24 protein-coding genes are annotated in these 24,876 nt (G+C 38.6%); 20 read left to right on the top strand and 4 right to left on the bottom strand.

Annotated elements, in window-relative coordinates; translation table 11 throughout:
- Positions 1 to 66 precede the first annotated feature (66 nt).
- From CVS92_RS02460 to CVS92_RS02430, 7 genes are all read left to right on the top strand, one after another.
- On the top strand, positions 67 to 885 hold the full coding sequence (locus tag CVS92_RS02460; protein WP_107788398.1) for a peptidylprolyl isomerase: 819 nt from the start codon (positions 67 to 69) through the stop codon (positions 883 to 885).
- A 15-nt stretch (positions 886 to 900) separates the two neighbouring features.
- Positions 901 to 1,965, top strand: a complete 1,065-nt coding sequence (gene fbaA / locus CVS92_RS02455; protein ID WP_107788397.1) for a class II fructose-bisphosphate aldolase — start codon at positions 901 to 903, stop codon at positions 1,963 to 1,965.
- 4 nt (positions 1,966 to 1,969) lie between these two features.
- The gene (locus tag CVS92_RS02450; protein ID WP_107788396.1) at positions 1,970 to 3,283 is read left to right on the top strand and encodes a MotA/TolQ/ExbB proton channel family protein; all 1,314 of its coding nucleotides are present in this window, start codon (positions 1,970 to 1,972) and stop codon (positions 3,281 to 3,283) included.
- The gene (locus CVS92_RS02445) at positions 3,280 to 4,371 is read left to right on the top strand and encodes an OmpA family protein (RefSeq protein WP_107788395.1); all 1,092 of its coding nucleotides are present in this window, start codon (positions 3,280 to 3,282) and stop codon (positions 4,369 to 4,371) included. Before CVS92_RS02450 ends, CVS92_RS02445 begins: the two co-directional genes overlap by 4 nt.
- Complete coding sequence (locus CVS92_RS02440) at positions 4,364 to 5,215, top strand: pyridoxal-phosphate dependent enzyme (RefSeq protein WP_107788394.1); 852 nt, start codon at positions 4,364 to 4,366, stop codon at positions 5,213 to 5,215. Before CVS92_RS02445 ends, CVS92_RS02440 begins: the two co-directional genes overlap by 8 nt.
- Entirely contained in the window at positions 5,212 to 6,504 is a 1,293-nt protein-coding gene (hisD, locus tag CVS92_RS02435) for a histidinol dehydrogenase (RefSeq protein WP_107788393.1), read from the top strand. The genes CVS92_RS02440 and hisD overlap by 4 nt, the downstream gene beginning before the upstream one ends.
- An 84-nt stretch (positions 6,505 to 6,588) precedes the next feature.
- Entirely contained in the window at positions 6,589 to 7,344 is a 756-nt protein-coding gene (locus CVS92_RS02430) for a flagellin (protein WP_188116648.1), read from the top strand.
- Between the two features lie 282 nt (positions 7,345 to 7,626).
- Here the strand turns inward: CVS92_RS02430 and CVS92_RS02425 are convergent, their stop codons facing one another.
- Positions 7,627 to 8,361 carry a HugZ family heme oxygenase gene (locus tag CVS92_RS02425; protein ID WP_199906399.1) on the bottom strand — a complete coding sequence of 245 codons (735 nt, stop codon included), beginning with the start codon at positions 8,359 to 8,361 and terminating at the stop codon, positions 7,627 to 7,629.
- 232 nt (positions 8,362 to 8,593) lie between these two features.
- Between CVS92_RS02425 and CVS92_RS02420 the strand changes: the two genes are divergently transcribed.
- The 5 genes from CVS92_RS02420 to CVS92_RS02400 are packed head-to-tail and all read left to right on the top strand — an operon-like array spanning position 8,594 to position 12,909.
- A complete protein-coding gene (locus CVS92_RS02420) occupies positions 8,594 to 9,577 on the top strand; it encodes a FecCD family ABC transporter permease (protein ID WP_107788392.1) in 984 nt (327 codons plus the stop codon).
- Positions 9,574 to 10,341, top strand: coding sequence for an ABC transporter ATP-binding protein (locus CVS92_RS02415; RefSeq protein WP_107788391.1), 768 nt, complete (start codon positions 9,574 to 9,576; stop codon positions 10,339 to 10,341). Before CVS92_RS02420 ends, CVS92_RS02415 begins: the two co-directional genes overlap by 4 nt.
- Positions 10,342 to 10,360: 19 nt before the next feature.
- Positions 10,361 to 11,170, top strand: a complete 810-nt coding sequence (locus tag CVS92_RS02410) for an ABC transporter substrate-binding protein (protein WP_107788390.1) — start codon at positions 10,361 to 10,363, stop codon at positions 11,168 to 11,170.
- A 6-nt stretch (positions 11,171 to 11,176) separates the two neighbouring features.
- Positions 11,177 to 12,394, top strand: coding sequence for a radical SAM protein (locus tag CVS92_RS02405; protein ID WP_107788389.1), 1,218 nt, complete (start codon positions 11,177 to 11,179; stop codon positions 12,392 to 12,394).
- The gene (locus tag CVS92_RS02400) at positions 12,391 to 12,909 is read left to right on the top strand and encodes a flavodoxin family protein (protein WP_107788388.1); all 519 of its coding nucleotides are present in this window, start codon (positions 12,391 to 12,393) and stop codon (positions 12,907 to 12,909) included. The genes CVS92_RS02405 and CVS92_RS02400 overlap by 4 nt, the downstream gene beginning before the upstream one ends.
- A gap of 192 nt (positions 12,910 to 13,101) precedes the next feature.
- Here CVS92_RS02400 and rpoD read toward each other — a convergent pair whose 3' ends face one another.
- Together rpoD and CVS92_RS02390 are read right to left on the bottom strand one after the other, a co-directional pair.
- Positions 13,102 to 14,958 (bottom strand): RNA polymerase sigma factor RpoD, encoded by a 1,857-nt coding sequence (gene rpoD, locus CVS92_RS02395; RefSeq protein ID WP_107708090.1) that lies wholly within the window; start codon positions 14,956 to 14,958, stop codon positions 13,102 to 13,104.
- A 151-nt stretch (positions 14,959 to 15,109) separates the two neighbouring features.
- On the bottom strand, positions 15,110 to 18,049 hold the full coding sequence (locus CVS92_RS02390) for a TonB-dependent hemoglobin/transferrin/lactoferrin family receptor (RefSeq protein ID WP_107788387.1): 2,940 nt from the start codon (positions 18,047 to 18,049) through the stop codon (positions 15,110 to 15,112).
- Positions 18,050 to 18,239: 190 nt separating this feature from the next.
- Here CVS92_RS02390 and CVS92_RS02385 point away from each other — a divergent pair, with 190 nt between their 5' ends.
- A complete protein-coding gene (locus tag CVS92_RS02385; protein ID WP_107788386.1) occupies positions 18,240 to 19,049 on the top strand; it encodes a flagellar hook-basal body protein in 810 nt (269 codons plus the stop codon).
- A gap of 15 nt (positions 19,050 to 19,064) precedes the next feature.
- Positions 19,065 to 19,853: a flagellar basal-body rod protein FlgG gene (flgG, locus tag CVS92_RS02380; RefSeq protein ID WP_107788385.1), complete on the top strand. Its 789-nt coding sequence runs from the start codon at positions 19,065 to 19,067 to the stop codon at positions 19,851 to 19,853.
- A gap of 199 nt (positions 19,854 to 20,052) precedes the next feature.
- On the opposite strand, the gene CVS92_RS02370 is transcribed toward flgG, so the two are convergent.
- Positions 20,053 to 20,496 (bottom strand): tetratricopeptide repeat protein, encoded by a 444-nt coding sequence (locus tag CVS92_RS02370; RefSeq protein WP_107788383.1) that lies wholly within the window; start codon positions 20,494 to 20,496, stop codon positions 20,053 to 20,055.
- A 103-nt stretch (positions 20,497 to 20,599) separates the two neighbouring features.
- Here CVS92_RS02370 and CVS92_RS02365 point away from each other — a divergent pair, with 103 nt between their 5' ends.
- The 6 genes from CVS92_RS02365 (at position 20,600) to CVS92_RS02340 (ending at position 24,783) form a co-directional block, all read left to right on the top strand.
- On the top strand, positions 20,600 to 21,262 hold the full coding sequence (locus CVS92_RS02365) for an AzlC family ABC transporter permease (RefSeq protein WP_107788382.1): 663 nt from the start codon (positions 20,600 to 20,602) through the stop codon (positions 21,260 to 21,262).
- Positions 21,259 to 21,594: a branched-chain amino acid transporter permease gene (locus CVS92_RS02360; protein WP_103626875.1), complete on the top strand. Its 336-nt coding sequence runs from the start codon at positions 21,259 to 21,261 to the stop codon at positions 21,592 to 21,594. The genes CVS92_RS02365 and CVS92_RS02360 overlap by 4 nt, the downstream gene beginning before the upstream one ends.
- A 115-nt stretch (positions 21,595 to 21,709) precedes the next feature.
- The gene (locus CVS92_RS02355; protein WP_413784233.1) at positions 21,710 to 22,726 is read left to right on the top strand and encodes a type II asparaginase; all 1,017 of its coding nucleotides are present in this window, start codon (positions 21,710 to 21,712) and stop codon (positions 22,724 to 22,726) included.
- A 107-nt stretch (positions 22,727 to 22,833) separates the two neighbouring features.
- Positions 22,834 to 23,433 carry a LysE family translocator gene (locus CVS92_RS02350; protein ID WP_107788380.1) on the top strand — a complete coding sequence of 200 codons (600 nt, stop codon included), beginning with the start codon at positions 22,834 to 22,836 and terminating at the stop codon, positions 23,431 to 23,433.
- Between the two features lie 74 nt (positions 23,434 to 23,507).
- On the top strand, positions 23,508 to 23,867 hold the full coding sequence (locus CVS92_RS02345) for a DsrE/DsrF/TusD sulfur relay family protein (protein ID WP_085658300.1): 360 nt from the start codon (positions 23,508 to 23,510) through the stop codon (positions 23,865 to 23,867).
- A gap of 19 nt (positions 23,868 to 23,886) precedes the next feature.
- Positions 23,887 to 24,783 carry a DUF4299 family protein gene (locus tag CVS92_RS02340; RefSeq protein ID WP_107788379.1) on the top strand — a complete coding sequence of 299 codons (897 nt, stop codon included), beginning with the start codon at positions 23,887 to 23,889 and terminating at the stop codon, positions 24,781 to 24,783.
- Positions 24,784 to 24,876: the final 93 nt, after the last annotated feature.

Raw genomic sequence — 24,876 nt, 5'->3', positions numbered from 1 at the left:
AAATGAAAAGTTATCGCTTTATTTGATATAATCTTGCCCATAAAATCAATTTTTTAAAGGATTTATATGAAAAAATTTTTGTTTCCAGCAGTTTTAAGTTTAGCAGCAGCTGTTACTCTAAATGCAGCAGTAGTTGCAACAGTTGATGGTGATGCTATAAGCGATAGCGATATTTCAAGCCTTTTATCAGCAGCTATGCCAGGATTTGACGCTAGCAAGCTTCAACCAAATGAGAAAAAACGTATAATCGATGATCTAATAAATAGAAAACTTCTTTTAAAAGATGCTAAGTCAAGCGGTATCGAAAAAGATGTAGAGTACATCAAAGCTGTAAAAGCAGCACAAGAAGGCATCGCAGTTGAGCTTTATATGAGAAAGCTTTTTGACGGCATAAAAGTAAGTGATAACGAGCTAAAAGATTTTTACAATAAAAATAAAGCAAGTATGAACCAACCAGCTCAAGCAAAAGCAAGACATATCTTAGTTGAAGATGAAAAAACAGCAAACGACATCATCGCTCAACTTAAAAATTTAAAAGGTGAGGCGCTAACTAAGAAATTTGCAGAGCTAGCAAGCCAAAAATCAATCGACAAAGGCTCAGCAGCACACGGTGGAGAGCTTGGCTGGTTTGGTCAAAGCCAAATGGTAAAACCTTTTGCAGACGCAGCATTTTCAATGGCTAATGGCACAGTTTCAACTAAACCAGTTAAAACTCAGTTTGGATACCATGTTATCTTAAAAGAAGATGGTAAAGCTGCTGGTACTGTAAGCTTTGAGCAAGCAAAAGCGGAGATCGAGCAAGCTGTTAAAATGGAGAAATTCCAAGCTGCTGTTAGACAAAAAAGTGAAGCTCTACGCCAAAAAGCCAAGATAGAATATAAGTAAAATTTGGAGGATAAAATGGGCGTTTTAGATATCGTAAAACCTGGTGTTTTAAGCGGAGATGATGTAACAAAACTTTATGCTTATGCCAAAGAGCAAGGTTTTGCAATACCTGCTGTAAATGTCGTAGGCAGCAACTCAGTAAATGCTGTTTTAGAAGCGGCAAAGGTTGCTAACTCGCCTGTTATCGTTCAGTTTAGTAATGGCGGTGCAGGTTTTTACGCTGGTAAAGCCTGCGAAAACGCAGCCGTTCTTGGTGCGATCGCTGGAGCAAAGCATGTTCATCTGCTTGCCAAGGCTTACGGTGTACCAGTCATTTTACACACAGACCATGCCGCAAGAAAGCTTTTGCCTTGGATAGATGAGCTAGTAAAAGCAAGTCATGAATATAAAAAAGCTCACGGCGTGCCGCTTTTTAGCTCTCATATGCTTGACCTTAGTGAAGAGAATATCAACGAAAATTTAAGCACTTGCGAGAAGTATCTAAAAGAGCTTAGCGAGCTTGGAATAAGTCTAGAGATCGAGCTTGGCGTTACAGGTGGTGAAGAAGATGGCGTAGATAATACAAGCGTTGATAATGCGCTTCTTTACACTCAGCCAGAAGATGTCGCGCTTGCTTATGAAAGACTAAGTAAGATAAGCGATAAATTTAGCATCGCAGCTAGTTTTGGCAACGTTCACGGCGTTTATAAACCGGGCAATGTCGTGCTAAGACCAGAAATTCTTAAAAACTCACAAGCCTATGTCGCTAAGAAATTTAATACAAAAAGCGACAAGCCAGTAAATTTTGTATTTCATGGTGGTAGTGGTAGCGAGCTAAAAGATATTAAAAATGCTGTGAGCTACGGTGTTATCAAGATGAACATTGATACTGATACTCAGTGGGCTTTCTGGGACGGCGTGCGTGAGTATGAGGCTAAAAATAGAGCATACTTGCAAGGTCAGATCGGCAACCCAGAGGGCGATGATAAGCCAAATAAAAAATACTACGATCCAAGGAAATGGCTAAGAAGTGGCGAGGAGAGCATGGTTAAGCGTCTTCAGACTGCTTTTAGTGACTTAAACTGCCTAAATAGGAACTAATCCTATGCAAAATCAAAATGATTTTAGTGAGCTAAGCGTGCCAAAAGAGCGCCAAGCTCACTCTTTCTTTGTCTTTTTTAAAGTTATCTTTATCCCTTTAGCTATCTACATCTTGGCAATACTAGCGTATCTTGGCGTTATAAATTTTCAGATGAAGCTTCACACCATCGTGATGATGGGCGTTATACTCTTTGTCGCTTTTATCTTTTCACGTCACAGCGCTTTGGTCGCTTACTCAAATTTCTTAGCAAATGCCAAAGAGTATAAGATAAGGCTAAAAGAATTTATCATCGCTCACCTTTTTGAAATCTCAAGCGTCAAAAAGGCAAACGCTAAATTTGAAGATTTTTTCGAGAGCTACACAAGAAATTTTAGAAATGACAACCTAGCAAATATCGGCCAAGCAGTCTTTCCTATGCTTGGAATTTTGGGTACATTTATTAGTATCGCTATCTCCATGCCAAGCTTTAGCTCAAGCACTGCAAACGGCCTTGAAAAAGAGATCGCTATACTGTTAAATGGCGTAGCTACGGCGTTTTATGTATCGATATATGGCATATTTTTAGCGCTTTGGTGGATGTTTTTTGAAAAGATCGGCATTAGTAAATTTGAGAAATTTTACAGCGAGCAAAAAGAGCTAAGCCGTGAGTTTTTTTGGCAGGACAATGAGCTAAATGCAAATTTCATGAAAGCCTCTGTTAGCTACTTTAAAGATAGTCACGACGCCTTTAAAATGGTGCTTGATGATAAATTTTTAAGAAATTTAAACGATCAGGTAAATGAAAAATTTGACAAACTAAAAGAGCTTTGCGAGGTTGAAAAAAATATCATCAATCAAAGCAAAGCAGAGTTTAGTGCAAGTTTAAAAATGTTAAATGAATCTAGCCTAAAACAAGATGAATTTGTAAAAATCCACTCTGATATGCTAAAGGCAGTAAGCGCGTTTTCTAATGCCTTTAAAGATATGGAGGTTAAAATTTTAACCGAGCATGCAAAACTTGGCGAAATTTTTAGTAGAAATTTAAACGCCACAAAAGAGAGCCAGCTTAAATTTGAGCAGACCATAAAGAGCTTTGACAAGGTTTTAAGGGAATTTTCTTACTCGCTCATGAAAGAACAAAATGACGCACTAAAGGAATTTAGAGCCTCGCTCGTGGAGAGTGCGACGATATTTAAAGCCGCGTATGAGCAAGAGGGCAGGAGCTTGGAGCGTGAAAAAGAGCGTGAGAGCCTCATCGCTGAGCTTAAGAAGAACATAGACGAGATCGATAAAGAAGCAAATTCTGTAATAGAAAAAATCGAAAATCTAGTGCAATGAAAATAAACAAAAATAACGAAGATCAATCGAGCTTTTGGGTTTCGTACGCGGACTTGATGGCGGGTCTGCTCTTTGTTTTTATGCTGCTAATCGGCGCTGTCGTCGTAAAATACGTCCTAACTCAAAACACACTTGAAAATAAAGAGCAAGCTATCATCACAGCTTTAGCAAATTTAAAAGACGCCCAGGGCAAGAATTTTACCCTTGAAGAGCTAAATGACGCCCTAAAAAGCGAGCTTTCAAAGATAAGTGACGAAAACATAAATTTAAAAAAGTCAAATGAAATTTTTGTCATTCAAATAGACGCCCTAAAAGAAAAACTAGCCCAGCTTATAGAGCAAAACAAAGACGCAAATGCGAGCATAAAAGAGCTAAATGCTAGCATTTTTGATCTAAATCAAAAGATGATCGTGCTAAATGATGAAATTTCATCAAAAGATAGAGCGCTTAGCGACGCAAACGAAAGCAGTGAGAAAAATTTAGCCAAGATCGCCTTTTTGCTTGAGCAAGTGAGCCAAAGAGAGGCTAGATATGACGAGCTTTTAAGGGATCTAAACGTCACTCGTGACAGGGTAAAAAATTTAACTGGTATCAGAGTAAAAGTGATCTCAGCCTTAAAGGATAGGCTAGGCTCAAGCATCGAGATCGATCCAAACTCAGGCGCGCTAAAGCTTAGCTCCTCAGTACTTTTTGATAAAGGAAGTGCGGTCTTAAAAGAAGAGGTCAAAGATGAGTTAAAGGCTACGCTTAGTAAGTATTTTGACGTGCTTTTAAATGACAAAGATATCTCCTCAAACATCGATCAAATCATAATCGAAGGCTTTACAGATAGCGATGGAAGCTATATTTATAACCTAGAGCTTTCACAAAAAAGAGCATACGCTGTGATGGAATTTATAAATTCATTTAGTGACGATACTCGACTTAGAAAGCTGCTTGTTGCAAGCGGGCGAAGCTACAACGAGCTAATTTTTAAAGACGGAGCCGAGGACAAGGACGCTTCAAGGCGCATCGAGATCAAATTTTCACTCTCAAACAAAGAGGCTATCAACGAGATAGAGAAATTTTTGGAGTTTAAGGGTGATTAATAAAATTTGCTTAAGAGGGCGAGAATTTTGGCTTTTAAGAGATGATTTGCTAGGCGAGTTTAACGGCAATAAAGCAAGAAAGCTAGAGTATTTTCTAAAGGCCGATCTTAGCGGCATCAAAGCCATCGTATCTCACGGCTCAAGCCAGTCAAACGCGATGTATAGTCTAAGCCTTTTTGCAAAGCTAAAAGGGCTTAAATTTTACTACGTCGTCTCTCATCTTAGCTCAAATTTAGAGCAAGATCCAGTTGGAAATTTCAAATTTGCACTTGAAAATGGCATGGAAATTTTTGTAAAAGAGGAGCGTGAGAAATTTGCTAAAGAGCTAGCAAAGAGTAAAAACGCGCTTTTTATAAACGAGGGCGTGGCGCAGAGCGAGGCTGAGCTTGGCTTTATCACGCAGGCACGCGAGATAAATGAGTGGAGTAAAAAAAGTGGCATAAGACCTGATATCTTTTTGCCATCAGGCACTGGCACAAGCGCATGCTACCTAGCAAAGCATACCGATCTTAGGGTCTTTACAGCCCCTTGCGTAGGAGATAGTGACTATCTAAAAAAGCAAATTTATGAGCTAGACAAAAATAGCAAGGTGCAAATTTTAAATCCGCCAAAGAAGTATCATTTTGGAAATTTATACCCAGAGCTTTATGAAATTTGGCTAGAGGTTTGCAAAAGCGGCGTGGAATTTGACCTAGTGTATGACCCTGTTGGCTTTATCACGCTTTTTGCAAATTTAGATAAGCTTGGAGCTGAAATTTTATATATCCACCAGGGTGGAATTTTAGGTAACATTACACAAAGACAAAGATATGATAGAAAAATAAAATTAAAGGAGCATAAATGAAATTTTTTCATAGTAGTGACGCTGATTTTGAGAGTAAATTTTTACAGCTTGTTAAACGAAGTGATAATGACATGAGTGCTGTAATGCCGGTGGTTGCAGGCATAATAGATGAGATAAGAAAAGATGGCGATAGCGCACTTTTTGCGCAGATAGCTAAATTTGATAAATTTAACGTTACAAGTAAAAGCGACATAATAATCGATGTAAAAGAGATGGAAGCTGCCTATAATTCGCTAGATAATGCTTTAAGAGTAGCTTTAAATTTAGCTCACGATAGGATAAAAAGCTATCATGAACGCACAAAGCCAAGCAACTGGACATATAAAGATGAGCATGACATCTTGCTAGGCGCAAAATACACAGCGGTTGACCGTGCTGGCCTTTATATCCCAGGTGGCAAAGCGGCTTATCCTAGCTCGCTTCTTATGAATGTGATCCCAGCGATAGTAGCCGGCGTAAAAGAGATTGTAGTGTGCACTCCAGCGCCAAATGGCAAGGTAAATACCTTACTTCTTGCTGCAATGCACCTTTGTGGCATAAAGACAGCCTTTAAAGTAGGCGGTGCAAGTGCCATTGCGGCGATGGCATACGGAACTGAAACGGTGCCAAAAGTAGATGTCATCACAGGACCTGGCAATATCTACGTAGCGACTGCTAAAAAGCTAGTTTATGGCGACGTAAATATCGATATGATCGCAGGTCCAAGCGAGATAGGCGTCGTCGCTGATGATAGTGCCGATTCTCGCCACATAGCTATCGATATGCTCTCTCAAGCTGAGCACGATGAGATCGCAAGTGCCTTTTTGATAACGCCAGTAGAAGCTTTTGCAAGGGCAGTACAAAGACACATCGAAGATGAGCTAAAGACACTAAAACGTGAGCCAATCGCAAGTGCAAGCATAAGAAATAAAGCTGCAATAATAGTGGCAAAAGATTTAAAAGAGTGTTTTGCCCTCATGAATGAGCTTGCTGTTGAGCACCTAGAGATCGCTACAAACGATGCTTTAAGTTATATTGATGATGTGACTCATGCGGGTGCTATATTTTTTGGACACTTTACGCCTGAAGCGATGGGAGATTATATCGCTGGACCAAATCACACATTACCAACTGGCGGAAGTGCGAGATTTTACTCGCCGCTTGGAGTTGAAAATTTCATGAAGCGAAGTTCGATCATTTCAGTGAGTAGAAAAGGTATCATGCATCTTGGCAAATCATGCATGCAGCTAGCTGAAGCTGAGGGGCTAACCGCTCATAAAAAATCAGTTGCAGTGAGGCTGGAAGAGTAAAGAAAAATGAATTTTATAGAGATTTTGCAACTTTTTATAGAATTTATAGTAGAATCCATAGCGAATTATTAAAAAGGAGTTGTTATGAAGTTAGGAACTTATACTGCAAACCAGGCTTCAGGAAACTATTATTTAGATCAAGCAAAAAATAGCGAGAAGAAAGCGCTAAATGCTATCTCTGCAAACAGCGAGATCAAAGCTTCAGGTGCAAATTTGCAAATCGCAGAGAGTTTGCTTTCGCAAACAAATGTCTTGAACGAAGGTTTGGCAAATGCAAACGATATGATCGGTATGCTTCAAATCGCTGACTCAACGCTTTTAAATTTAAGTAAAAGTACGGATAGAATAGGTGAGCTTTCAAGTAAGCTTACAAATCCTACTCTCTCGGCAAATGAACAAAAAGGCATAAAGAGCGAAATCAACGCACTAAGAAATGCTATGAATGATAGCGTAAAAGAGGCTAAATTTAATGGCAAAAACGTATTTGATGCTGAGCTTGGATTTTTCACAGGCGAGAGTACAAAAAATATAAATTTGGGCACAAATGCTCTTTTAAATGTAAAAGATGACGGCTCAAATACAGGTGAAATTTTAAAAAATATAAATTCACTTCGCTCAGAGATCGGATCAACACAAAATGCTGTATTTAGAGGTATAAATGCTCTAGCCGCAAGAAGTGTGGCGAATGCTAATAGTGTAGAAAATCTTGATAGCAGCGACATCGCAAAGAGCTTGGAAGAAAATTTACAAGCAAATTTAAAACTTCATGCTGCGAGCTTAGCCAAAGCTCATGATACTACGAGCTTGGCCGCAAAACTAGATAAACTTCTAGCTGAATAAATTTTTACCGGTCTTGCACCGGTAAATTCTTTTTTAGTTTCTAATAAATTTTTATAATGATTCTATCTTGTTTGGATGAAATATGTTTATAGTTTAGATTATAGGTATAGGCATATTGAGGAATTTTGATGCTAGATTTTCTCGAGTTCAGGCAAACCCAAACCATTTTTATGATAACAAGCAAAAATATCACGGCTTGTATCTTTTAAAATTTTACAGCAACGCAAAAAATAAATTTTATGAGGTATAAATTTGTAAGACCAAACGGTCTTACAAAAGTGACTATTTTTTAGTGTGAGGGTTGTTTACTCTACCACTATCGACAACTTGGAGTCCTACTGTGTCATATGCTGCGCCAAAGCCTTTTACATATCTACCTTTTGTTGGGGTAAGTTTTACTATATAGAAGTCTTTCATCTCTTTAATAAATGCAAGTGCTGATTCATTTGCAAAGGCACTCTCAAATTTTGATATAAATTCATCTCTTGCACTGTCGCTCATAAACTCAGCTTTAGCTTCAAAGCTTACTCTTACACGAGCAAATAGACTTTTTGCGTCTTTTTCATCCTGAATAAAAAGGAGTGAAATTTTATCCGGGTTTTGTTTTATTGAGTGGTAGTGATCTGCTACTGATGATATGCAGATATAAAACTCATCGTTTTCTTTTATGAAAGGTGAATACGACGAAACCGCTTGTCCGTCAAGAATGCTTGAGATCACAACAGTCTTAAAGCTATTTATAAATTTCATCATTCCGCCTTGCACATTAGAGCTGTTTGTATCGCCCTTGATGCTCATATAAAGCTCGATGATCGACTCTCTAAAACCATCTCCACCTGCTTTGCTTAAAAATGGTACAAATGTTTTTGCCTGATCACATGTTATTTCCATACCATCTTCGTTTATATCAGTCATTTTGACATTTGTAGGCTCAGCTACACCGCTAAATTTCTTACAAAACTCGATCACTATATCCAAATGATCCTTATTCATGTGGTTTAATGCTCTTTGTTTCAAAACCGTTCTCCTTAAAAAATAAAATTAAAAATCGCAAAATCATACTAAAAAAAACTTAAAATTGATTAAAATTATCATTAATATTTTTAAAGCGAGAATTAAGCTTATTTTTTTAAAATTACGAGTTAAAAATAATATTTTAGAAAATTTATATCTTTTATTTAAAATTATATTTTCTGCTTATTTTTGTATCTTTTTGTTGTTTTTAGCCATTTGTATTAAAAGGAAATTTATGCAAGATAGTACCAAGCTTGCCGTTTTGCTTATTATGCTCATTGTTTTGCTCTCTTTTATCTCGCTTAGCATAGGCGGTTCTGACATAAGTATGAGTGAGATTTTAAATTTTATATTTAATAACAAAATAGACGAAATGAAAGAGACCATTTTGTTTGACATTAGACTACCAAGACTTGTAATGGCTCTGCTTATAGGTATGCTTTTGGCTAGCTCGGGTGTTGTAACACAAAGCGTCTTTTTAAATCCGCTTGCAGACCCATATATCATCGGTATAGCCGCATCTGCGACATTTGGAGCAGTAGTGGCATATCTTCTTGGCATATCTGAAATTTATTATGGCATCTTTGCTTTTTTGTCTTCGAGCTTGCTTACACTTGCTATTTTTGGAGTTTACAACCGTAGTCGCTCTATTGCTACACTTCTTATAATTGGTATCGCTTTTTCATCATTTCTAGGCGCATTTACGAGTTTTGCGACATATCTTATAGGTGAAGATAGTTTTAAGATAGTGGCATGGATGATGGGTTATTTAGGTTCTGCCACGTGGCAAAAGGTCGGTATCATCGCTGTTCCGCTTATCTTTTGCATGATATATTTTTATCTAAAACGCTTTGAGTTAACGATACTTTTAAGCGGGGAAGACGAGGCAAAAAGCCTTGGTATAGATGTCGATGCACTTAAAAAGCGTCTGCTTGTCATAGCTTCGCTCACGGTTGCTTTTTCAGTTGCATTTACCGGCATGATAGGCTTTGTTGGGCTTATCATTCCACACTCTTTTAGAATGCTTTTAAACACCTCAAACAACGCTATTTTACTGCCGCTTTCTACTCTTGGAGGAGGAGCGTTTTTACTAGCTTGTGACGTGGTGGGAAAGAGTGTTTTAAGTCCGGTCGAAGTGCCAGTTGGCGTTATTAGTGCGTTTTTTGGAGCGCCATTTTTTCTATTTTTAGCACTTTATCTAAAAAGGAGTGTGCATTGAGTGTAGAAGTTTCAAACTTAAGCTTTTCATATGCGCAAACAAGTGTGCTAAAAAATATAAGCTTTACCGCTAAAAGTGGAAAATTTATAGGTCTTTTGGGCTCTAATGGATGTGGCAAATCAACACTTTTAAAATGTATCTTAAATTTGCTTTCTCCAAGCGCTGGAAGTGTCAAAATTTTCGAAAAAGATGTACAAAGCTACAGCACAAAGGAGCTTGCGAGAACGACTAGTTTTGTACCTCAAAAAAGCGCACTTACGATGCCATTAAGCGTTTTTGAGCTTGTTTTGATGGGTAGATATGCTCATCTAAAAAGCTCTTTTAGTGGTTATAGCTCTCAAGATATTGCCCTAGTTGATGAGGCTTTGCAGACTTTCGGGCTGGCTAAATTTAAAGACCGAGTGGCAAACTCACTAAGCGGCGGCGAATTTGCTAGAGCTTTACTTGCTCGTGCAATAGTTAGCGAGCCTAAAGTTTTGCTTCTTGATGAGCCTACATCAGCCCTTGATCTAAGCCATGCCATAGAGGTGTTAAAGCTTTGCTCGCGTCTTACTCGTGAGCTAAATTTAGTCACCATAGCAGTGCTTCATGATCTAAATTTAACCTCACTGATATGCGATGAAATTTTAATGCTAAAAGGTGGTGTGATAGCTCATAAAGGGAGTGTCAGAGAGCTTTATAATCCAGAAATTTTAGATGAAATTTACGGTCTTAAGGCAGATATCATATATAAAAATGATATGCCATTTGTTTTACCAAAATGATAATTTTAAAGGAGATTTTATGAAAAAATTATTTTTAGTTTTTGCTTTTTTGCTTGGTTTTGGCGGTGTTAGCCTAAGTGCTAAAAATATCGTTGTACTCGATCCTGCAGTGGTTGAGATGATGTATATGCTGGAGGCTGAAGACCAGATTGCAGCTATTTCTACTCTTGAGTTTGGTAAGATCTGGCCTGAGGATAAGACGGAAAAGCTAAAGAGCGTTGGCACTTATACAAAGCCAAATTTAGAGCGTATAGTTGAGCTAAAGCCTGATCTTGTAGTTACTAGCTTTCACTCTGATGGTGTAAACGCCAACCTTGCTAAATTTGGTATAAAGACACTTACGATGCAGGCAAATAGTGTAGACGATATTTGCAATAATATAGAAAAAATGGGCGATATCACAGGTAAAAAAGAGCGTGCCAGCGAGCTTGTGGCTAAGATAAAGCAGGATTTTTTAAAATTTCAAAACTCAAATTTAAGCGGTAAGAAAATTTTAGGCGTTTATGCAGCTACCCCATTAGTTGCTTTTAACGATGCTAGCTTGCCTGGGGATATGTTTAATAAATTTGGTATGAAAAACGTAGCAGGTGGCCTAGCTGGAGCGATGCCGATCGTTCAAAATGAATTTATCCTAGCGCAAAACCCGGACTTCATAATAGTTGTAGGCATGAAAGATGGTAGTGATTTTTTATCACAAAATCCAGTGCTAAAAGCAACCAGTGCAGCTAAGAACTCTAAAATTTTAAACGTCCCATCAAGTCTTGTCTTGCGCGGTACGCCTCGCATAAATGAGGCCGCAAATGAGCTATTTAACATGCTTAATAAGTGAGTATAAATGTTTAACAAACGTATAAAAGGCCATAGCGTAGCTCCTTCAAAAAGACCTGATATGGTGAGTGAAGATGAGCTATGGGAATTTTTAGAGAGTGCGCCAGATGAGAATGAAGGGGTGATCTATATTCATGTGCCGTTTTGTGATAACATATGCTCATTTTGCTCGATGAATAGGACAAAGCTTGAGGATGAGCTTGATGAGTATACAAAATTTCTACTAAGCGAGATAGAAAAATACTCCGCCACGAACTACTTAAAAAGCAAGAAAATAGGTAGTGTCTATTTTGGTGGTGGCACCCCAACGATATTAAAAGAGAGACACTTAGAGCAGGTGATAAACGCACTTAAGGGCAGCTTTAATATCTTACCTGAGTGTGAATTTAGCTTAGAAAGTACGCTTCATAATCTAAATATAAGTAAGCTTCGTCTTTTAAACGAGCTTGGTGTAAATAGATACAGTATCGGCGTACAAACATTTAGTGAGACTGGCAGAAAGCTGCTAAATCGCACACATAGTTCTGATGGGGCCGTAAAGCATCTACGTGATCTGCGTGAGAAATTTAGTGGAATGCTTTGTGTTGATATTATATATAACTATCCTAATGAAAGCATAGACGAGGTAGTAAGAGATGCTAAGCTAGTGCGTGAGCTCGGCATTGACAGTGCGAGTTTTTATTCGCTTCAGTTTTTAGATGGCTCAGTGCTTAGTAAGACCATAAGCGAGGATTACTATGACGTAGAAGTCGATAAAAGCTTGCACCACGCATTTTTAGACGAAATTTTAAGCCAAGATGACTATGAAATTTTAGAATATACAAAGGTGGCCAAAAAGAGTAGGGACCAATATAAATATATAAGACTATCTCATGCAGGTGCTGATGTCTTGCCTCTTGGAAAAGGAGCTGGTGGCAGGCTAGGGGAGTTTGGTATATATAACATGAGCCAAAAGATGAAAGTTATGGGTCGCATGACTGCTAGACAGATGGAGTTTGATAGATTTGTAAATCTTTTTCAGTATCCGCAAATAAGCCTTGAGCATGTTTTTAAATTTGTAAGCCAGACGTGTGCCAATGAGCTTATGGATCTTTTTAAAAAATGCGAAGAAAATGGATATTTGAAAATAGAAAACGGCTTTCTAAATTTTACAAAAGATGGCGTATTTTGGGGAAATTCTATCGCAAATGCAGTGATGGAAATTTCTAAGAAGGAGTTTTTATGAAAAGTATTGTGATATACACATCAAAAAGTGGAAATACAAAAAAGATAGCAGAGGCTGTTGCTAGTGAGCTTAGCTGTAAGGCAATAAATTTTGTCGATGCTAGTGAGCTAAATTTGAGTGAGTTTGACTTTATTGCACTTGGTTACTACATAGATCAGGGCTCTCCGGAGAAGGAATTTAAGAAATTTATAACTCAAAATGTAAAAGATAAAAAAATGGGCTTTTTTATAACACTTGGTGCTGATGTACCAAGTGCACATGCTACGCAAGCGATAGAGCAGGGTAGGGAGCTCTTTGCGCAAAATGGCAATGAAGTCTTACGCACGTTTATCTGTCAAGGCGCGATTGCTACTGAGGTGATAGAACAGCTAAAAAAACTCGGTAAAGCTATGCCTGATGATCCGAGATTTGCTCTAACGCCTGAGCGACTAGAGCGATGGGAGCGAGCCAAAACGCACCCAGATGAGACAGATATAAAAGCTGCAAAAGGGGCGTTTAGAGGAGTTGAAATTTAAACTCAAGTAAATAGGAAGCTAAAATTTACTGCAACAGTACGTTTTAAAAGTCAACTAACTTTGTAGTTTTTAGCTTTGTTGCTCTTATAGCTAAAATTTATGTGAGAGATATTTGCTTTAATGTGAGTATAAATTTTTGACTTTAGGGTACTGGCTCAAATTTGTACAAAATCTGAGCCAGGTAAAAAGGGCTTAGCCTTCGATGTAGTTTTTGAGTTTTCTACCAACTTTTGGGTGTTTTAGCTTTTTGATAGCTGAGCTTTCTATTTGGCGGACACGCTCACGAGTGACATTTAGGGCCTTGCCGATCTCTTCAAGTGTGCGGTCGCTCTCATCTTCTAGTAGACCAAATCTCATTGAGATGACAGCTTTCTCGCGCTCATTTAGCTGTGAAAGTACGTCATCTATCTGCTCTCTGAGGTCACTTTTTAAAATTTGCTCTATCGGAGAAAGTGAGCTTTTGTCCTCAACAAAATCTCCAAATTTACCGTCTTCTTCATTTGCGATTGGAGCTTCGAGGCTGATAGGTTCTTTTGTTATTTTGATGACTTGCTTTACCTTATCAACGCTTAGCCCAACCTCTTTTGCGATAACGCTTACATCAGGCTCTTTTCCTTCTTCTTGGAGGTATTTGCGGTTTATTTTGTTGATACGATTTATCGTCTCTATCATGTGGATAGGTATCCTAATCGTCCTTGCCTGATCGGCGATCGCACGCGAAATAGCCTGGCGGATCCACCATGTGGCGTAGGTTGAAAATTTATAACCTTTTCTGTATTCAAATTTATCAACCGCCTTCATAAGGCCGATGTTGCCCTCTTGGATGAGATCTAAAAATGGTAAGCCTCTATTTGTATAGCGTTTCGCGATACTTACAACTAGACGGAGATTTGACTTAGCCATTCTAGCTTTTGCCTCGTCAGAAATTTTCTTTCCGCGTTTGATCTGCTCTAAAATCTCTTTTAACCTTGTTGGCTCAAGATCAAAGCCTTGCTTGCTCGCCTCTTTTGTAGTAAATAGCTTTTTGATCTCGACATAAGTTGAGACCATTGTAGCTTCTGGCACGCGAGCCGCGATTTCTTCCTTACTAAGCTTGATGATATCTTTTAAGATACTTTTGTGATTTTTCTTAAGCTCGTCGCTAAACATCGGTAGGCGATACTCCAAGCGTTTTAGCTCTCTATCAAATTCGTCGTCGCTTTTTAGCGCTGTTTCCATTGATTTTACGATTTCGCTAATTAGCTTGCTTGTTGGACCAAGGTCCATCAGCTTCTCTTTTAAAATTTTCTTTTTAAATGCAAGAGTCATCTTTGAAGCTGTGTCATCGCTCTCAACTTTATCTTGTTTGTTTGCAGTCTTTAGCCACTCTTTTTTGGCTTTTTCGAGGGCCTTAAAGCTCTCTATAACTTTTTCAGCGCGTTTATCGTTTTTGGCTGATTTTTTAGGAGCTTCGTTCTCTTCGTTTTCTTCATCTTCCTCGTCTATATCGTCTTCGCTATCTTCATTCTCTTCGTTTTCACTCTCGTCCTCAAAGCTCTTAAAAAGCTCTTTTACACGGCGTTCTCTGTTGATAAGCGGCTCTTTATAGTCAAGTATGAAGTCAATCAAAAATGGCACAGAACAAAATGCATCGATAATGATATCTTCGCCAAGCTCGATCCTTTTGCTGATCTCTACCTCTTCATCTTTTGTAAGAAGTGCGATCTGACCCATCTCTCTTAGATACATCCTTACTGGACTATCAGATCTTGACCACTCTAAAAGGTCACTTTCGCCTGAAAGATCGAGGTCTTCGTCGATATCTTGATCACTTTTTTGAGCATTTTCTTGGCGTTTTTTAGCATCGGCTAAATTTCTAAGCTTTGCAGCCTCAGCAGATGTGATGAGCTGGACTTTATTTGTTTTTGCTAGTTGTTCTATCTTTTTTACTATCGTAGCAGTCGGAGCTTTGTCTAATAATTTTACTAATTTTTCGTATGTCAAAAAGCCTTTTGCATTTTCAACAAAAAGCTCTTCTATCTGAGAAAAAGAGTCTTTTGCGGCGCTCATAAATTTCCTTTCAAATCGTGTGATTGTGATTAAGTATTGTTTAAAAGAAAGTGGATTATACCCAAATTTTGTAAAAAGTATATAAAAGCAATGAAATTTTGTCTATACAAAGCTACCGCAAAAGTCTAAAATTGCGGCAGCTATAAATTTATTAAAATGTCATCTCAAATGTCAGCTTGAAATTTCTACCAGGTGAGTAAAATCTAGCAAGACCTCTGCCTGTTTCTTTGTCAACCATATTGTTTGTACCAAAAGTCCTTATACTTCTTGCGCTATCCCAGCTTGTGTATTTTCTATCTGTGATGTTATACACACCTGCTGTAAATGTGAAATTTTTCATAGGTCTATAAAACGTTACAAAATCAAATAAACTGTATGTATTGCTGACATATCTAACATATGTATTTTTTGCGTCTGGATCGTCTTGTGCATAGATATTGTAAGTATCTTCTGGACGTTTTGCTTTTACGTGCGTCATATATAGATTTGCTCCAAATTTATTATTTTTGGTGTGATATCCGACGTTATAGACAAATTTTGCTGGCTGGATGGCATTCATTGGAGCGTCTAGCTTGCCGCTCTCATCTACTGACATTCTACCTTTTTGATATATGTATTTATAGCCGACATTAAAGCCACTTAAGCCGTTATAAACTTGCTCTAGGTCTAGATTTGCACTTAGCTCAACACCTCTTACGCGAGCCTTTGCCCTATTTACGTTCTGGTATTTTTCTACTGGCATTCTACTACCGGCGTTGCCGTATGTTAGCGTGCCGCGACCGATATACTTTAGATCGATGAAATTTTTATAATCGGTCTGAAAGAGATTTATCGTAAAAAAACTAGGTGAGTTGTGAAGAGTTACGGCAAACTCTTTTGTTTTTGCGATCTCGGGCTGAAGGGCTAAATTTGGAAATATCGTAAAATCAGGATGCTGAAATGTAAAATAAATCTCATCAGATGTTGGAGCCCTAAAGCCATTTGCATATTTTGCCTGAAGTCTTATGTGATCAAATGGATCAAAATTTGTCGAAAGTGAATACGAATGATGTGTAAAATCCCTCTTTTGGCTTGCTAGATAACGTGCATTTTCTTCAGCATTTTTAGTTTTTATCCTTTTTACTTCTTCTGCACTAGAGCCAGGCGGTATAGTAAAAGGTATAAAAACACCAGCAAAAAGATCAGTTGGTAGCTTTGGTGTCTTACCTGGTATATAGCTTGGATTGTGTGTTATTTTGTCAAACCTGTAGTTTAAATCAACATTTAAAATTTCAGTCAAAGATATATCATCACCTAGATAAAATGCCTTTGTCTTCGTCTCAACAGGTATCAAAAAGCTAAATTTATCATCCTCATGTCTACAAAGCGTACTGTAGTCATTTCCGCCGTGAGGCATACACTTGTCTGGTTGAAAATTTGGCAGCAAGCCTGTGCCTTTGTTCGCCATGCCAAAGAAATATTTTGCCCACCATGCCTTGTTGTACGCCTCATAGCCTTGCTTATTTACCATGCTTTTATCTGTTTGATTATAAAGCCCACCGTATTTTAAGGCGTGATCCATTTTAAATAGGCTAAATTCCTTTGTTGCATCTAAATTTATTTGTTTTGTATTGGTATTTAGATCCCTATCTTTCCAGTTATTTTCAATGTATCCCGGAGCTCTTGGCAAAAGTAGTTCCTCAAATCTATTTTTTGGAGTAATCTCTGAATATTTTCCATTACCATCTGGCATGTTTTGTGGAGTTAGATTGTAGGTTTCATATTTTTTAGTTGTTTTATTAAAAAGTGTTAAAGGCTTAGAGCAGTCATACTGGTTACAATCAACAAGAAGTTTATCTGCTCCACGATTTGTTCTTCCATAAAAAGTATCATCTACTTCGTTTCCATGACTATCAAACACGATATCTTGAGGAAAAGTAAAGCCAGCTCCAGGCCAAGGCTCTTTTTCTACTTGTCTCATTTGTAGGTCGCCACCATATTTGTCCACTAGCTTACCTTCGTTGTTTAACTTTAATCCCGATGGATTTAGTAGGCCTTGACAGTCATTTTTATCGCAGTACTCATCAGTCCTTGCTTTTAGCTGGATCTTTTGCTTTGAATAAGTTATTTTCATACTATCCCAAAGTGGGTTTTCATCGTAGTTTTCATATGTATAAAAGATATTTTCACGTTTGTTTTTATCATTTACGTGCCTTACATCTGTGCTGTAACGTACGTTATTTAACATACCTCCAGTATAAAGAGCAAATTTATACGACCAGTCAGTACCTACTGTCTCTTTTGTACTTCTATCGATTCCTATGCTAAAACGGTTCGTTTCATTAAAATTTACACCAAATTTAAATAGCCTACTATCTGTATTTATGGTATAAGGATCTGGTTTTTCTCTCTCTTTGCCAAGCACATTATCATCGTATGTGTTGTAACCCCAGTTTTTCATCTCATGACCATCTCTTTTTGTAGTGATAAAGAGAATATCAAACCATTTTGCTCGTGCGGCCATCGTATGAGAAAATAGTTTTTCATCGTTGGCTGATGATTTTTGTGCTTTAAAGCCGTAAAACCAGTCTTTTTCTGTAAGATAGTCTCTAGCATCTTTTGTTTCAAACATTACAGAGCCACCAAGTGCACCTGAGCCAGTTTTTATACTATCTGCACCTTTTGTAATATTTACTTGTTGGATATTTTCTATCTCTACGCCATTTCTTGTGTTATTAAAATTTCCATATCCTTCAAAGAGATCCTTAAAACCCTGTGATGAAAGTGTCTCAGCTTGATTAAGTCCATCGATGCTGATAGCTACGCGGTTTTCATCAACGCCTCTTATAGCATATCCGCTAGAGCCAAAGCGACCGGTCTCAACTACGCTGACACCAGTGTCATAACGCACCATATCTCTAGTATCGCTTACTTGTTGTTTAGTAAGCTCACTTGCCGTCTTTTTTACTTCACTAATCTTTTTATTCTTTACGTTTTCTTCTTCCGCAGTTACCTCTACTCCGCCAAGTTCAACTTCTTTTATATTCTCACTTTCTTGGGCCAACAAATTTAAGCCAGCACAAAGCAAAACAACTAGTGAAGTCTTTTTCATAATAGTATGTATCCTTTTTTGTATTTTTATTGTTTTTAATAGTCATTATCTATATTAAAGCTGCGAATCTTAACATTAAATAAATAAATTATTTATTAAACTTTATGAAATATTTAATAATTAAAAAATTAAAATTTTGGAACAGCTATTGCTTTAAAAACCATGACAATAATTAATTTTAGGAAAATGCATGCAAAATGGTTATTATCAAGCCACTGCTGGCATGGTAACGCAGTTTAACAGACTAAACGTAATCTCAAACAACCTTGCAAATGTAAATACGATCGGCTACAAGCGAAATGACGTAGTTATCGGCGACTTTGCGAGAATTTTTAAAGAGACGCAAGATGAGCTCCCGCTTAAAAATCACACAAAAGATGGAGCTAAATTTCTAAATAGAACGCTTGACCGCGTGCCACAAGTAAGTGAAGAATACACCGACTTTAGCGCTGGTGGCTTTAAATACAGCTCAAACACGCTTGATTTTGCGATAAAAAGAGATGACGCATTTTTCTTAGTTGATACTCCAAATGGCGTAAAACTTAGTAAAAATGGCTCTTTTAGTCTTGACGGCGACGGCTACATCGTCACAAAGGAGGGCTATAAGGTGCTGCCAAGTGGCTACGAGGCACAAAATCCTGGCCAAAGAGGTATCCAAGTGCCACAAGGTGAGGTGCTAACTGCTGATAAAAATGGAAATTTATACTCAAATAACAATCAATTTTCTAAATTTTTTATCGCTCAGCCAAGAGAGATAAGAGATCTTAAAAAGGTCGGAGATAATCTCTTTGAGAGTAGAAATTTTGACGACATCACGGAACTTGACGAGGCTGACAGCGTGATGCAAGGATATGCCCAGATGTCAAACGTAAATCCAGTCTTAGAAATGGTTGGTCTAATAGAAACCCAGCGCTTAGTTGATATGTATCAAAAGGTTATGACAAGCCACATGAGCGACCTTAACCAAGATGCTGTTCAAAAACTAGCTCTAAAAGCTTAATAAAAGGATAAAACTATGATGAGATCACTTTACACTGCGGCCACTGGCATGATAGCTCAGCAGACGCAGATAGATGTAACCTCACACAACATCGCAAACGTAAATACTTATGGATACAAGAAAAATAGGGCTGAATTTGCTGATCTTATGTATCAAGTCATGGAGTATGCAGGTACGGCTACAAGCCAGACTACCACAAGCCCAACAGGCATCGAAGTGGGCCTTGGTGTGCGTCCAACGGCGGTAAATAAAATTTTCTCTCAGGGTTATTTTAAAGAGACTAGCAACAACCTAGATATGGTAATAGCTGGCAATGGATTTTTTCAGATTCAACTTCCTGACGGCACGACAGCCTATACTAGAAATGGCGCATTTAAGCTTGATGCAAACGGTACGATCGTAAATAGCGATGGCTATCAGCTAATCCCTCAGATTACCGTGCCTGCGAATGCGACGCAAATTTCTATCGGCACAGATGGCACCGTGTCAGTGCTTCAAGCAGGCGAGAGAGAGATGGCTCAGATAGGTCAGATCGAGCTAGCAAATTTCATAAACCCAGCTGGCCTTCACTCAATGGGCGACAACAACTACCTAGAAACAAGCGCTAGCGGTAATGTTGTGGTAGGTGTGGCAGGACTTGACGGACTTGGTACGATCAGACAAGGATTTGTCGAGATGAGTAACGTTCAGCTAGTTGAAGAGATGACCGATCTTATCACTGGTCAGCGCGCATACGAGGCAAACTCAAAGGCGATAACTACGAGCGATTCGATGCTTGAAATAGTAAATGGGCTTAAAAGGTAGGTAGTATGAACGCGACTCTAGCTATCGTTGGGCTTATACTGCTTTCTTTTACGCTTGAGGTATTTTGCTTTTTAAATAAAACGACAAAAGGTAAGGACTCGATAAAATAGACTCATTAATTTGGGCTAAATTAAAATTTGGCACATCTTGTCTAAAATTTCTGCTTTTCAAAGCAAGAGTAAAAGCATCTTTTGCTTAATTAAAAATTTTTAAGCGTACTGCATGCTTCTTCCAAATCAAGCTCGCAGGCTCTTTTGTAGTAGTTTTTTGCTCTATTTTTATCTTGCAGTATACCAGCATCTCCAGCTTCGTAGATGAGTGCAAGGGTGTAGCAAGCAAATGCATTTTTTAGTTCGCAAGCCTTATTATAAAGCTTAAGCCCTTCTTCTTTTTCTTGTGCTAGGGTGTCTCTTTGTAGATATGTATTTCCTAAAAATAGACAGCTATGTGGATTGCCTAGCTCACAGGCCTTGTTTGCCATAGCTGCCATTTTATCGCGCTCATTTTTGTCAAGGTAGATATATATAAGATCGGTGCAGCTTTCTACGTTATTTAAAGCGCACTCACTTTCAAGCTTAGTGGCATCAAAATTTTTACCCCAAGAAAAAAGAATATAAAATAAAATTAAAATTACCTTTTTCATCTTTTAACTCCAAAAATTTCTATCATTTTATAAAATTTAACTCTATTTTTACTCTAAATTTTTCAAATTTTGCTAACATTTCGGCTTTTATCAAGGCAAAAATTTGACATTTAACTACGTTTTTAAACTATCCATTCCTATCTTTATGGGATATTTTCCGCTTGGCGTCGCCTTTGGCGTGCTGGCAAAGAGCATGGGAGTGAGCGCATTTATCGCCATGGCGCTTAGCATGCTTGGATACGGCGGAGCAGCGCAGTTTATGATGCTCTCACTTTTTAGCGTGGGCACGAGCTACGTTGAGGTCTTTATCGTGAGCTATCTTGTAAATTTGCGTCACACTTTTTATGGAATTTCACTTTTAAAAGAGTATAGCGGGATCAAATTTAAGCTCTTAAACATCGCTTTGCTAACAGATGAGACCTTTGCGATATTTAAAAATTTGGGGCTAAAAGATGCAAGTGATCGAAGTTTTGTCTTTACCTGGCTAAATGTGCTTTCTTGGTCATACTGGGCGGCTGGAACGCTGCTTGGAGCGATACTTGGTGACTTTATCAAGGCCGATACGAAGGGGCTTGAGTTTAGCTTAACAGCGCTTTTTATAGTGGTCGTCATCGAGATGTTTAAAAATGATAAAAACTACCGCGTGCTCTTTGCGGCGGTCTTTTTTGGCGTGCTTGGAGTGAGCCTATTTCCGGCTAAATTTGTGCTTGTTGGCTCGATGACGCTTTGTTTTGTATTTTTGCTTTTGTTTAAGGATAAAATTTGATAAGTGTAAGCTCAAGCGAGATGGTGCTTTTTGTGGCGGTGCTTTTAAGCGCCATAGCTACTTTTATAACGAGGGCAACGCCATTTTATGCATTAAGAAACTATAAGCCAAACCCTTATTTAGATGCCATTGAGAAGCATATGGGTATGATGATAATGGTCGTTTTGGTCTGCTACGGCTTAAAAGATACGAAATTTAGCGAGTTTCCGTACGGCTTAAGCGAGATAGTAGCAGTTTTTACAGCTATTTTGATGCATTTAAAATTTAAAAATACCCTTCTTAGCATAGTTATTTCAACCGGAATTTATATGTTTTTGATAAGAATTTTTTAAATAAATATAAAATTTAGAAGTTAATAATTTTTTTAAATAAATGGCATTATAATGACTTTGCAAATTTTAATGCAAAGGAGCTAAAATGCGTTTAATCTTTAAGGCGGTGTTACTCATGATTTTAGGTGCTACTTTAGCGGTTGCAAAGCCAACCATCTACATACTAGCTACTGGTGGAACGATAGCAGGAAGCGGTTCAGGTTCGCTTGATTCGAGCTATACGTCAGGAACTGTTACGGTCGATAAACTAATTGCAGCTGTGCCAGATATCAACAAGATCGCTACCATAAAAGGCGAGCAAATTTCAAATATCGGCTCACAAGATATGAACAACGAAGTTTGGCTTAAGCTTGCAAATAGAATCAACGAACTTCTAAATAGCGGCAAAGCCGATGGTATCGTCGTTACTCACGGCACAGACACTATGGAAGAGACAGCTTACTTTCTAAATTTAGTCGTTAAAAGCGACAAGCCAGTCGTGCTTGTAGGTGCGATGAGAAATAGCGGCTCACTAAGCGCAGACGGTCCACTAAATTTATTTAACGCTGTAAACGTAGCTATTAGTAAAGATAGCGTAGGCAAGGGTGTTGTGGTCACTATGAATGACGAAATTCACGCTGCTAGAGAGGTAACCAAAACCAACACAACAGGCGTTGATACATTTAAATCACCAAACAGTGGCAAAATCGGCACAGTCTTTTATGGTAACGTAAAATACTATATGAATCCGATCAGAAAACACACAGCAAAATCAGCATTTGACCTAGAGGGCGTAAAAGAACTTCCAAGAGTCGATATCATCTACTCTCATGCAAATGATAACCCTGACTTTGTAAACATAGCTGTTAAAAACGGCGCAAAAGGCATAGTTAGCGCTGGCCTTGGCAATGGCAACCCTTATTTTAGCGTGCTTGATGCACTTGGTGAGGCTTCAAAAGCTGGCATAGTGGTAGTTCGTGACTCACGTGTAGGAAGCGGCGAAACAACTATGAACGGCGAGGTGGACGACGGCAAATACGGCTTTTTAACAAGCGATAATCTAAATGCGCAAAAAGCCAGAGTGCTTTTGATGCTTGCGCTTACAAAAACAAGCGACAAAGCCAGAATTCAAGAGTATTTCTTAACTCACTAAAAAGAGGCGGCTTGGTCCGCCTTTTAAATTTAAGCTATAAATTTGATCGCTGGATCTGATCTATAGCTTAAAATTTTATATTTGTTAGCTAAATTTCAAGGCTTTTTATGGACTTCTTACTCTTTTTCGTCACGCTTGCTCCTATCTCGCTAATGCCCGGTATTAACATGACCTATGCGATGAGTATCGGTATGAGCTTTGGTTATAAGTACTCGCTTATTATGATGACCGGACAGCTTCTTTCGCTTGCTTTCGTGGCATTTTGCTGTATGCTTGGCGTGGGCGCGGTGCTTCATCATTTTGAGTACGCATTTAAGGCGCTAAACATCATCGCAGGGCTTTATATGCTCTATCTTGGCGCGATGCTTCTTTTTGGCAAGGGCGAGCTTAGCGTAACAAACGTCTCAAATTTACCAAGCAAAAAGCAGATGTTTATAAACGGTCTCATCGTTTGCGTCACAAATCCAAAGGCATGGATATTTTTCTCGGCTTTACTGCCTACATTTTTGGATAAAGACGATCCCTTTAGCCTAACTCGTATGTGCTTGATTACGGTAACGCTCGTTTTCATCGAGTTTTGCTCGCTAAATATCTACGCACTTGGCGGAGCTATGCTGAAGAAATTTTTACAAACGCACCTAAGGCTACTTGAAATTTGCACCGCCATTATCGTTTGCACGATCGGCGTACTTTTACTTTTTAGATAAATTTAGCCTCTTTTTATATATCTTGACTAAAATTTGCTCGGTTTGCGCTACATTTTTGGCAAAAGGAGAAAAAGATGAAAAAATTTCTATTTATACTTACAAATCAACCATACAACGGTACCGACAATGCTTACAACGCATTAAGGCTAGCTAAAACGCTAAAAGAAAAAGGCGAAGAGGTTAGAATTTTTCTAATGAACGACGCGGTCGATCTTGCGCGAAATAGCACCAAAAAGCCGGAAAACTACGACGTAGATCTAGTAGCGATGTTAAAAGAGCTTTACGCTAGCGGCGCTATGCTAAAGGTTTGCGGTAGCTGCCAAACGAGGTGCGGTTTGCATGCAGGAGAGCCTTATTTCGAGGCTGAGGTGAAAGGCAGCATGGATATCTTGTCCGAGTGGGTTAGGCAGTGCGATCAAGTGATGACGTTTTAGAGTAGGCAAAAGAGAATTTATGAGCGTAACATTCAAGGTAAAAAACAAAAAGAAGCTTTTTGGCGGATATGAAAAGGCGCTAAGCGAGTGTGAAATTTCAGAGTTTATAGAGGGATTTTGCTTTTTTAATAGCCAAAACAACGAGCCGAGCGAGCTTTCGCTAAACGAAAACGTGATGATTGCTGGCGTATGGCAAAAGAGTGCTCGCGGCTTTGAGCTAAGCTACGAAGACGGCAAATATATCGTTCGAGTCTGTACTCCAAGCGGCGTTGGCGACTGGCAGACGGCGATTTTGTTTCTTTCTAAAATTTCAACCAAAACCGGCTCGAAAATAGAGCGCGACAACGAGGAAATTTACGATGAAAAGCAAATTTTAAAATTTGATTATGAAGCTGACATAATGTGGGGGCTTGAAGCTCTAAAGGACGCAAAAGAGAAAAATCAAACGCTTTATATCTATGGCGTGGAGCGCGACGTGGCGTTTGACGCGGTTATGATAGGTGAAATTTTTGCAAGTGCCAGCCCTGCGGCTAGATTTGATGAGATGATGAGGCGGGTGCAGTATCTTGACGCTTATAGCGCAAGAGAGAATTTATACAAAGATAAAGACGGCAACGAAATTTTTGGCGCGTATACGCTTAGCGAAAATTTACCGACTATCTTGCCTTACGCCCCTTCTCCGTCGTGGCAGGCGCAAGAAGTTCTAGGAGAGCGCAAGGTCTCGCGCTGGATACTTACGCTAGTAGTCGGCGTAGACGATAGGGACGCGCACGTGCTCGGCGAATGCGAATATGGCGCTTTTATGGCAAATCTGCCAAAAGAAAAATATCGCTTTATAGACGCCGCAAATATACTGGTTGAGCCGCTTAGCGAAGAAGAGATGAGAGAAATTTTTAAAAAGGCAAACGAAGCTTAAGTTAATAAACTGCCGAAATGAAAATTCGCCTCTTCAAGCGCGGATTTAAACTCGTAAAAGATAGAATTTTACTGGTATTGTCGCTTTTTGGGC

It is taken from the genome of Campylobacter concisus, from assembly GCF_003048555.1.
Taxonomy (GTDB): Bacteria; Campylobacterota; Campylobacteria; order Campylobacterales; family Campylobacteraceae; genus Campylobacter_A; species Campylobacter_A concisus_AO.
The sequence above is the reverse complement of the archived record's forward strand: the minus strand, read 5'-3'. Positions and strand labels throughout refer to the sequence as shown.

Bases quoted from the DNA above. Each gene is read 5' to 3' on its own strand.
- CVS92_RS02405 (WP_107788389.1), top strand. From the start codon at position 11,177: ATGTTTAACAAACGTATAAAAGGCCATAGCGTAGCTCCTTCAAAAAGA.
- CVS92_RS02370 (WP_107788383.1), bottom strand. From the start codon at position 20,496: ATGAAAAAGGTAATTTTAATTTTATTTTATATTCTTTTTTCTTGGGGT.
- CVS92_RS02350 (WP_107788380.1), top strand. From the start codon at position 22,834: ATGGACTTCTTACTCTTTTTCGTCACGCTTGCTCCTATCTCGCTAATG.
- CVS92_RS02355 (WP_413784233.1), top strand. From the start codon at position 21,710: ATGATTTTAGGTGCTACTTTAGCGGTTGCAAAGCCAACCATCTACATA.
- CVS92_RS02390 (WP_107788387.1), bottom strand. From the start codon at position 18,049: ATGAAAAAGACTTCACTAGTTGTTTTGCTTTGTGCTGGCTTAAATTTG.
- CVS92_RS02430 (WP_188116648.1), top strand. From the start codon at position 6,589: ATGAAGTTAGGAACTTATACTGCAAACCAGGCTTCAGGAAACTATTAT.
- fbaA (WP_107788397.1), top strand. From the start codon at position 901: ATGGGCGTTTTAGATATCGTAAAACCTGGTGTTTTAAGCGGAGATGAT.
- CVS92_RS02345 (WP_085658300.1), top strand. From the start codon at position 23,508: ATGAAAAAATTTCTATTTATACTTACAAATCAACCATACAACGGTACC.
- rpoD (WP_107708090.1), bottom strand. From the start codon at position 14,958: ATGAGCGCCGCAAAAGACTCTTTTTCTCAGATAGAAGAGCTTTTTGTT.
- CVS92_RS02340 (WP_107788379.1), top strand. From the start codon at position 23,887: ATGAGCGTAACATTCAAGGTAAAAAACAAAAAGAAGCTTTTTGGCGGA.
- flgG (WP_107788385.1), top strand. From the start codon at position 19,065: ATGATGAGATCACTTTACACTGCGGCCACTGGCATGATAGCTCAGCAG.
- CVS92_RS02460 (WP_107788398.1), top strand. From the start codon at position 67: ATGAAAAAATTTTTGTTTCCAGCAGTTTTAAGTTTAGCAGCAGCTGTT.
- CVS92_RS02385 (WP_107788386.1), top strand. From the start codon at position 18,240: ATGCAAAATGGTTATTATCAAGCCACTGCTGGCATGGTAACGCAGTTT.
- CVS92_RS02420 (WP_107788392.1), top strand. From the start codon at position 8,594: ATGCAAGATAGTACCAAGCTTGCCGTTTTGCTTATTATGCTCATTGTT.
- CVS92_RS02400 (WP_107788388.1), top strand. From the start codon at position 12,391: ATGAAAAGTATTGTGATATACACATCAAAAAGTGGAAATACAAAAAAG.
- CVS92_RS02410 (WP_107788390.1), top strand. From the start codon at position 10,361: ATGAAAAAATTATTTTTAGTTTTTGCTTTTTTGCTTGGTTTTGGCGGT.
- CVS92_RS02450 (WP_107788396.1), top strand. From the start codon at position 1,970: ATGCAAAATCAAAATGATTTTAGTGAGCTAAGCGTGCCAAAAGAGCGC.
- CVS92_RS02445 (WP_107788395.1), top strand. From the start codon at position 3,280: ATGAAAATAAACAAAAATAACGAAGATCAATCGAGCTTTTGGGTTTCG.
- hisD (WP_107788393.1), top strand. From the start codon at position 5,212: ATGAAATTTTTTCATAGTAGTGACGCTGATTTTGAGAGTAAATTTTTA.